Origin of the sequence: Kitasatospora sp. NPDC127067, from assembly GCF_042724755.1 — a bacterium.
GTDB classification, from domain to species: Bacteria; Actinomycetota; Actinomycetes; order Streptomycetales; family Streptomycetaceae; genus Kitasatospora; species Kitasatospora lactacystinica.
In genome coordinates, this window is sequence record NZ_JBHXEM010000084.1 from 31,451 (window position 1) to 38,534 (window position 7,084).

Sequence of the window (7,084 nt, forward strand, 5' to 3'; positions counted from 1 at the left end):
TTATGCCCATATTTTTTTTACCGCGGTGTTTTTTTTTCTGGTGCTTGCGCGTGGGTTTTTTGGTTGCGGGGGTTGCGCCCCCACGCCTCGTGCACCCGCGACAGCAGGAAGATCTCGTAGTCCATGCTCAGCCCGAAGACGATCGCGAACATCATCATCGGCACATAGCTCTCGATCGGCACCTTCCCCTCCACCCCCAGCGCCGGCCCGCCCCAGCCCCACTGGAAGACCGCCACCACCACCCCGTACGAGGCCGCGATCGACAGCAGGTTGAGCACCGCGGCCTTGACCGCGACCAGCGGGCCGCGGAAGACCAGCAGGATGATCAGGAAGGCCAGCCCGACCACCACCACGATGATCAGCAGCAGCCGGCTCGACACGATGTCCAGGAAGTCGACCTGCGCCGCCGTGTTGCCGGTCACGTACGTCTTCGCGCCCGTGCCGGCCACCGCGTCCGGCAGCACGGTGTCCGCCAGCCGGTTCACCAGGTCGGTGGTGGCCCGGTCCTGCGGGGCGCTCGCCGGGATCACGGTGCCGAACAGCACCGCGCCGTCCGGGCTGGTCTGCAGCGGGGTGCTGCTCGCCGCGCCGGGCAGGCCGGCGAGCGCCTGCTGCACCGAGGCCGACACCCCCGCCCGCGCCTCGGCGGGCACGGCGCTCTGGTCGACCACCACCGTCAGCGGCCCGTTCGAGCCCGGCCCGAAGGCCTCGGCCATCAGGTCGTAGGCCCGCCGGTCGGTGAAGTCGGTGGAGTCCGCGCCGTCACCGATGTGGCCCAACTGGATGGAGAACAGCGGGATCGACAGCACCACGAGCACCGCCACCCCGGCCACCAGGTACCGCCAAGGCCGCGCCTCCACCCGCCGGGCGTACCGGTGCCAGGCCCCGCCCTCCACGTCCCCGCCGGCCTCCGCGACCGGACGGCGCACCGCGAACCGGTCCATCCGGCGCCCGATCAGCCCCATCAGCGCCGGCAGCAGGGTCAGCGCCCCGAGCACCGCGGACACCACCGTGATGCCCGCCGCCGCCCCCAGCTTGGCGATGAAGGAGATCCCCGACACCGACAGCCCGGACAACGCGACGATCACGGTGCAGCCGGAGACCAGCACCGCCCGCCCGCTGGTGGCCACCGCCTGCCCGGCGGAGGCCACCGGATCCACCCCGTCCATCAGGTTCTGCCGGTGACGGGTCAGCAGGAACAGCGCGTAGTCGATCCCCACCCCGATGCCGATCATCGTCGCCAGCGTCGGCGCCACCGTCGCGAACGTGGACAGCGCCGCCACCAGCCCCAGCACCCCCAGGCCCACCACCGCCGCGAACAGCGCCGTCAGCAGCGGCAGCCCGGCCGCGATCGCACTGCCGAACCCCACCAGCAGCACCACGACCGCCACCGCGAAGCCGATCACCTCGCTGGAACGGTCGTCCGCCGCCGGCCGGGCCAGCTCGCCCAGCGGCCCCCCGTACTCCACCTGCACCCCGGCCGCCCGCAGCGGCTCCACCGCCGCGTCCACCCCCGGCAGGTAGTCCTTGCCCAGCAGGGTCGGATTGGTGTCGAACCGTACGGTGAAGTACCCGGTCAGCCCGTCCGCGGACAGCGGCCCGCCCGGCGGCGGGCTCTGCCCCGGCGGCGGCAGCGGACTCTGCACCGACAGCACGTGCGGCAACTGCTGGAGCGAGGCCGCCGCCTGGGCGATCTGCGGCTGGAACCCCGTCAGCGGCGCCGCGTCGTGCAGCACCACCTGGGAACTGGTGCCCGCCGCGGCCGGCTCGTGCGCCTGCAGGACGTCCCGGCCCTGCTGCGCCTGGGTGCCGGGCAGCGAGAAGTCGTCCGAGTAGGCGCCGCCCACCGACTTGTTGGCGGCCTGGATGCCGGCCAGGGCGATCAGCCACAGCACGATGACGATCAGCGAGTGGCGCGCGCACCACTCGCCCAGGCGGCGCAGCGCCGAGCGCCGGGCCGGCGCCGCGGCGGCCGGCGAGGGGGCGGGACGGGCGGACGGCGGCATGGAAGGCTCCCGGGTCTCCTGCACGGCGGTGCGCCGATCGGCGCAGTCTTCCCGGCCGCCCGCGCCGCCCACCGGTACCGGCGGGTAGTCGCCCCTACGGCCCCGGGAACCGCCGCGATCGCGGCGGTGGCCGGAGCCGCGGGGGCGACGGGGGACGGTCAGGGCTGGCCGGGCCCGCCGAGGTCCGGGGTCACCACGGGGGCGGCGGCACCGACCAGGACGACCAGTTCGTGGCCGCCGGGATTGGTCTGCACTGGCACGGTGCGCCAGTTGTTGACCAGCCACACATTGCCCGACGGGTCGATCTGCAGGCCGGTGTTGCGTTCCAGCCCGTCGCTCGGGTAGCCGGTGTCGGGCGGCGAGATCGGCTGCCCGGTCGCGAAGCCGGGCGGGCAGGCGGCGAGGTCGACGCCGCACAGCCGGGCGACGCGCCGGCCGCCGAAGTTGGCGACCCACACGGTGTCGTCGCCGTCGACGGCCACGCCCCAGGGCAGGAACAGGCCGCCGCCGGTGAAGGGTTCGGGGGCCGGGGTCCCGTCGGACCGGATCAGCGTGACGGAGGCGCCCGGGCGCGCACCGGCATCGCCCGCCACGGCGGCGTCCGCGAGGTCGCCCGCGGTGCCGTCGCCGCAGGGCACCGGCAGGATGCCGCTGTTGGAGACCCAGGCGTTGCCCCGGCTGTCGGTGGCGACGCCCAGCGGCCGCCGCAGACCGCCGCCGGTCACGGCCCGCTCCACGGTGCCGTCCGGGGCCAGGACCTGCACGCTGTCGCTGCCGTTCCCGCTCACCCACAGCCGCCCGGCGGGGTCGACGGCGGCACCGAAGGGCTTGTGCAGGGCCGGGGTGGGCACCTCCCGGGCCCGGGCCGCGTCACCGTCGGGGATCCGGGCCACGCTGTCCGCACCGCAGTTGGCCACCCACACGGTGCCCGAGCGGTCGGCGGCCAGGCCCTGCGGCTGGGCGATGCCGCCGGCGCGCCAGCCCTCGGGCGGAGAGAGCACGGTGCCGTCCGGGGCGAACTGCGAGACGCTGCGCTCCAGCGGGGTCGGGTCGATCGGGCAACCACGGCCCTGGAAACCGAAGTTGGCGACCCAGGCGGAGCCCCGGGCATCCACGGCGACCCCGAAGCCGGCACCGTACAGGCCGCCGCCGCGGTAGGGGGCACCGGGGGCGTCCCGGCCGGTGGGGGTGAACTTCAGGACGCTCTCGCCGCCGCAGACCGGGACGGCGGGATCGGCGTCGTAGCGGTAGTTGTTGCTGACCCAGGCGTTGCCGTCGGCGTCGAAGGCGATGTTGCCCGGCCCGTCGATCTCCCGGCCGTTGCCGCCGTAGCGCAGGGCCACGGTCCAGGCCTCGGGGGCGGCGGGCAGGGCCGGCCGGTAGCGGGGGGTGGTGTCGGCGAGGGCGAAGAGCCCGGCGGCGTTGTGCCCGGGGTCGTGGGCGATGTCCACCGCGGCCCGCAGGGTGTCGCGGGGCCGTTCGCGGCCGGGGCGACGGGCCAGGTCGAACAGCTGCTCGCAGGCGCCGCCGGTGACGCAGGCGGCGAGCAGGTTGGCGAGCGTGTTGAACTCCGCCAGGGTCGAGGTGAGGGTGCCGTTGGGCGGGTCGGCGAGCGTCGCGGCGATGCCGCCGGTACCGGTGTCGGCCAGGTTGTGGGCGATCCCGGCGGCGTTCTGCAGCCCCGGACGGGGACCGGCCACGCCCTGCGGGCCGGTGAAACGGGCCAGGGCGTAGGCGACGGCCACCGTGGTGCGCTCGTTGACGACGAGTTCGGGCGGGGCCTGGGCCCCGCTCAGCACGGCGGCCAGCGTCACCGGCCCGCCGCCCCCGGAGCCCCGCGCGCCGGCGGGCCCGGGCAGATCGGCGAGCACGTACAGCACGGCGCGCGGGTCCCCGGGGCGGCGGTAGTCCAGGACGAAGCGCCCGTCCCGCGCGCTGCGGGTGCGGGCCAGCACCCGGGGCGCGGCGCCCGCGCCGTCCCCGGCCCGGTAGAGCGTCACCTCGGCGCCGCCCAGCGGGGCGTCGCCGCTGCGCACCACCCCGCGCTGGCCGGCCGGCTCCCCGCCGTGCGGGGCGGGGGCCGCCGCGTGGGAGGGTCCGGCGGCGAGCTGGGCCAGGAGGGCGGCGGTCAGCAGGACGCCGCGGCGTCGGCGCATGGGGGCTCCGTTCGGCCGTAGGGGGGACGACGGCCGCTGGACCGTCGTCCCCCTGCCTGCCACACCGGCGCCCCGCCCGGGCTCTCCGGCCGCGGGACGCGGCGGAAATTGCCCGGTACGGGCGATCCGGCGCGGGGCCCGTGCCCGGCCGGCCGCCGGCGGGGTGGATCAGTTGAACCGGTCCGGGTGCGGGCCGGTGCGCAGGTCGCGGTCGCCGGCGGCGATCGCGGCCATGTCCTGGTCGGTCAGCTCGAAGCCGAAGACGTCGAGGTTCTGCCGGATGCGGGCCGGGGTGACCGACTTGGGGATGACGATGTTGCCGAGCTGCAGGTGCCAGCGCAGCACGACCTGGGCGGGGGACCTGCCGGTGCGCGCGGCGATCGCGGTGATCGCCGGGTCGTCCAGGACGGCGCCCTGGGCGAGCGGGCTCCAGGCCTCGGTGGCGATGCCGTGCCGGGCGTGGAAGGCGCGCAGTTCGGCCTGCTGGAGGCCGGGGTGCAGCTCGATCTGGTTGACGGCGGGCACCAGCGAGCTGTGGTCCAGCAGTCGCCGGAGGTGGGCGGGCTGGAAGTTGGACACGCCGGCGGCGCGGATGCGGCCCTCCTCGGCGAGGCGCTCCAGGGCGCGCCAGGAGTCGAGGTAGAGGTCGCGGGCCGGGGTGGGCCAGTGGATCAGGTAGAGGTCGACGTGGTCCAGGCCGAGCTTGGCGAGGCTGGCGTCGAAGGCGCGCAGGGTGGCGTCGTGGCCCTGGTCGGCGTTCCACAGCTTGGTGGTGACGAACAGGTCCTCGCGGGCCACGCCGGAGGCGGCCAGGGCGCGGCCGACGCCGGTCTCGTTGCCGTAGACGGCGGCGGTGTCGATGCTGCGGTAGCCGGCCTCCAGGGCGGAGGCGACGGCGGCGGTGGTCCGCTCGTCGGGGACCTGGAAGACGCCGAAGCCGAGCCGGGGGATCTCGACGCCGTTGTTCAGCTGCACGGTGGGGACGTCGGGGGCGGTCATGGTCGGGTGCTCCTTCGGGCGGTGCGGTCGGTGGGGGGCGGCGGGGAGGGGCCGGGCGGCGGTGCTCACCGGGCGAGCCGGGCGAGTGCGGCGGCGGCGAAGGAGTGGTCCTGCTCGGGGGCGCCGCCGCCGACGCCGATGGCGCCGATCGGCCGGCCGTCGCGGTGGACGGGGATGCCGCCGGCGATGAACAGCAGCGGGCGGTCCAGCGCGGTGGGCAGGGAGTGGAACGGCCCGTCGGGCTTGACCAGGTCGACCAGGTCGGCGGTCGGGGCGTTCAGCTGGAGGGCGGTGTAGGCCTTGCGGGTGCTGGTCTCGCCGGAGATCAGCACGGCGCGGTCGTCGCGGCGGAAGGCGAGCACGTGGCCGCCCGCGTCCAGGACGGTGACGCTGACGGTCACGCCCGCGGCCTCGGCGGCGGTCCGGGTGGCGTCGACGAGGAGTTCGGCGTCGGCGGTGGTGAGCGGGGCGACGGCGGTGGTGGTGCTCATGAGGTCTTCTCCGGGGTGGGGGAGCGGGGTCAGTGGTGGGCGGGGACGGGGGCGGCGGCGGGGGCGGCGGCCGCGGTCACCTGCCCGGGGGTGCGGCGCTCCAGGGCGGCGGACCAGAGGGCCAGCAGCAGGGCCGAGCCGGCGAGGACGGCGCCGACCCAGTTCGGGGCGGTGTAGCCGAGACCGCCGGCGATGACCATGCCGCCGAGCCAGGCGGCCAGCGCGTTGCCGAGGTTGAAGGCGCCGATGTTGACGGCGGAGGCCAGGGTGGGGGCGCCGTGGGCCTGGTCCAGGACCCGCTTCTGGAGCGGGGGGACGGTGGCGAAGCCGAGGGCTCCGACCAGCAGGACGGTGACGGCGGCGGCGACCTTGTTGTGGGCGGTGAGGGTGAACAGCGCCAGCACCACGGCGAGCCCGCCGAGGGTGGTGTAGAGCATCGGCATCAGCTTGCGGTCGGCGTAGCGTCCGCCCAGCAGGTTGCCGAGGAACATGCCGACGCCGAACAGCACCAGCAGCCAGGTGACGGAGCCCTCGGCGTAGCCGGTGACGTTGGTCATCATCGGGGCGATGTAGGTGATCGCGGCGAAGACGCCGCCGAAGCCGAGCACGGTCATCGCCATCGCGAGCAGTACCTGCGGGTTGCGGAAGGCGGTGAGCTCGCGGCGCAGGTGGGCGCCCTCGGCGCGGGGCATGGCGGGTACGAGCCTGGCGATGCCGAGCAGGCCGAGCACGCCGAGCGCGGCGACGCCGGCGAAGGTGGCGCGCCAGCCGACGGCCTGGCCGACGAAGGTGCCCAGCGGCACGCCGACGATGTTGGCGACGGTCAGCCCGGTGAACATGGTGGCGATGGCGCCGGCCTTCTTCTGCGGGGCGACCAGGTCGGCGGCGACGACGGAGCCGATGCCGAAGAAGGCGCCGTGGGCGAGCGAGGTGACGATGCGCCCGGCCAGCATCACGGGGAAGGACGGGGCGAACGCGGAGAGCAGGTTCCCGGCCGTGAACAGGCCCATCAGCAGCATGAGCATGGTCTTGCGGCTGATCCGGGTGCCGAGGGCGGTCATCAGCGGGGCGCCGACGACCACGCCGAGGGCGTAGCCGGTGACCAGCAGGCCCGCGCTGGGGATGGAGACGCCGTAGTCGTCGGCGATCCGGGGCAGGAGTCCCATGATCACGAACTCGGTGGTCCCGATCCCGAATGCGCCGATGGCCAGGGCGATGAGAGCGAGAGGCATGGGCCCGAACCCTTCTGTGATTGCTTGAGCTAGCGCCTTGCGTGCTTGAACAATAGTTGCAGACGCGCGATAAGTGCAAGCGAGGGTATGGGGCATTCGCCATAGGTTGCATGCGCCATGGGTTGCATGCGCAACGGGGTGGGACGGACGGGAAACGCGACCGGGCCCGGCCCGTCCGAACCGTGGGAGCGGTTCGGACG

At 74.9% G+C, this 7,084-nt stretch carries 5 protein-coding genes; all 5 read right to left on the bottom strand.

The window, feature by feature from the left end; genetic code table 11:
- Positions 1 to 17: 17 nt before the first annotated feature.
- Positions 18 to 2,006 carry an MMPL family transporter gene (locus tag ACFWJ4_RS28180; protein ID WP_380548496.1) on the bottom strand — a complete coding sequence of 663 codons (1,989 nt, stop codon included), beginning with the start codon at positions 2,004 to 2,006 and terminating at the stop codon, positions 18 to 20.
- A gap of 158 nt (positions 2,007 to 2,164) precedes the next feature.
- Positions 2,165 to 4,162: an NHL repeat-containing protein gene (locus ACFWJ4_RS28185; protein ID WP_380548499.1), complete on the bottom strand. Its 1,998-nt coding sequence runs from the start codon at positions 4,160 to 4,162 to the stop codon at positions 2,165 to 2,167.
- A 168-nt stretch (positions 4,163 to 4,330) separates the two neighbouring features.
- A complete protein-coding gene (locus ACFWJ4_RS28190; RefSeq protein WP_380548501.1) occupies positions 4,331 to 5,161 on the bottom strand; it encodes an aldo/keto reductase in 831 nt (276 codons plus the stop codon).
- Positions 5,162 to 5,226: 65 nt separating this feature from the next.
- Entirely contained in the window at positions 5,227 to 5,652 is a 426-nt protein-coding gene (locus tag ACFWJ4_RS28195; protein WP_380548504.1) for a heme-binding protein, read from the bottom strand.
- A gap of 29 nt (positions 5,653 to 5,681) precedes the next feature.
- Entirely contained in the window at positions 5,682 to 6,884 is a 1,203-nt protein-coding gene (locus ACFWJ4_RS28200) for an MFS transporter (protein ID WP_380548507.1), read from the bottom strand.
- Positions 6,885 to 7,084: the final 200 nt, after the last annotated feature.

Coding starts and splice junctions, on each gene's coding strand:
- ACFWJ4_RS28180 (WP_380548496.1), bottom strand. CDS start 2,006: ATGCCGCCGTCCGCCCGTCCCGCCCCCTCGCCGGCCGCCGCGGCGCCG.
- ACFWJ4_RS28185 (WP_380548499.1), bottom strand. CDS start 4,162: ATGCGCCGACGCCGCGGCGTCCTGCTGACCGCCGCCCTCCTGGCCCAG.
- ACFWJ4_RS28190 (WP_380548501.1), bottom strand. CDS start 5,161: ATGACCGCCCCCGACGTCCCCACCGTGCAGCTGAACAACGGCGTCGAG.
- ACFWJ4_RS28195 (WP_380548504.1), bottom strand. CDS start 5,652: ATGAGCACCACCACCGCCGTCGCCCCGCTCACCACCGCCGACGCCGAA.
- ACFWJ4_RS28200 (WP_380548507.1), bottom strand. CDS start 6,884: ATGCCTCTCGCTCTCATCGCCCTGGCCATCGGCGCATTCGGGATCGGG.